The sequence below is a fragment of the Candidatus Poribacteria bacterium genome, assembly GCA_021295715.1.
Classification (GTDB): Bacteria; Poribacteria; WGA-4E; order WGA-4E; family WGA-3G; genus WGA-3G.
Genome location: JAGWBV010000128.1, coordinates 9,642 through 10,872, shown reverse-complemented (window position 1 = coordinate 10,872; position 1,231 = coordinate 9,642). Strand labels below are relative to the sequence as shown.

Genomic DNA, 1,231 nt, shown 5'->3' with positions numbered 1-1,231 from the left:
AGTCCGAACATGGAAATGATGGGACGATTCACAAAGGAAAGCGTGTAAAGGGCAAAATTGGTCAAGCAGTCGAGCTGAGTGGTGAAGCCGGAGGTTGGATTGAAGTGCCAGATTCCGATTCTTTGGATATCACCGATGAAATTACTTTGATGTGTTGGGTATATCCGACCGAGTTCACGGCCGAGTGGTTCCGTATTATTGTGAAAACATGGGCAGGCGATACCGCTCCGTGGATGGTCTATGGGTTCTATGAATTTGGCGGTAATAATGGGAAGACAGGTTTTATTATTTCTGTTGATAAGGGGACAGAAAAGCGGATCGGAGATGGTGCGACTTCAAACTTGCCCCCGAAGGAATGGACGCATCTCGCAGCCACCTATGATGGGAGCGAGATGAAACTTTACTATGATGGTGAAGTAGAAGTGGACGGGGCTGCCAAAGGGAAGATTGATACCAACGATGTTCCTGTATCCATTGGACGCAATAGCGAAGGGGATCGCGAGCATTACATTGGGCGCGTCGATGAGGTCGCTATCTGGAGCGTTGCCCAGGCAATGGATCGGGTGTATGCTGTCGAGCCAGAAGGCAAATTACCCACGAGATGGGGTGCCATAAAAGGCGGCTATCTTAGAGTGCCTAAGTCGTTTACCCCGAGAGGACCAGGTTGGCAGTAAGCACTGTTTCCACAACCGAAGAAAGCGCACACTACTCGCTGGCGAGGTTTCCTAACCTCGCTCCCTTAGAAAGCGCACACTTAATTGTGGACTTTACTATAAAAAGGATTCGGCTCCCGTAGGTTGGGTAGAGCGGAAAAAAAGAAGACGCGGGTGTACCAAATACGCCTGAAATCCGACCTGTCGGCATATTCTCTCAACACCGCAGCGAAACCCAACTTCATACCGACACAGATGTGGGCACTTGACGACGAAAGTGTTGGGTTTCTCTCGGTTTCTGGTCAATGTGGCGCGTATGGAGCCACCTTCGCTGACATCTCAAGAGGCACCAACCCTACCCCACCGCTGGCGAGGTTTGTAACCTCGCTCATCCGTGATGTCCAATTACTATAGAAAGCGAGTATCAGAAACCGTTATACCACATACGGTTCAGGATTGCGCTCAACCTCTGCCAAGAGGGTATCCACATACGTCTTGATATGAAACAACCGACACATCGAATCTCCCACCTTTCCTGTTCTCAACAGACCAAGTCCCTCCCAGAATTCACCGAGTTC

General features: G+C 50.0%; 2 protein-coding genes. Both read left to right on the top strand.

What is annotated here, in order from left to right; all coding sequences use genetic code 11:
• On the top strand, positions 1-674 hold a 674-nt coding region (locus J4G07_21260; GenBank protein MCE2416516.1), incomplete at its 5' end, for a LamG domain-containing protein.
• A 153-nt stretch (positions 675-827) separates the two neighbouring features.
• Complete coding sequence (locus J4G07_21255; protein ID MCE2416515.1) at positions 828-1,067, top strand: hypothetical protein; 240 nt, start codon at positions 828-830, stop codon at positions 1,065-1,067.
• Positions 1,068-1,231 lie beyond the last annotated feature (164 nt).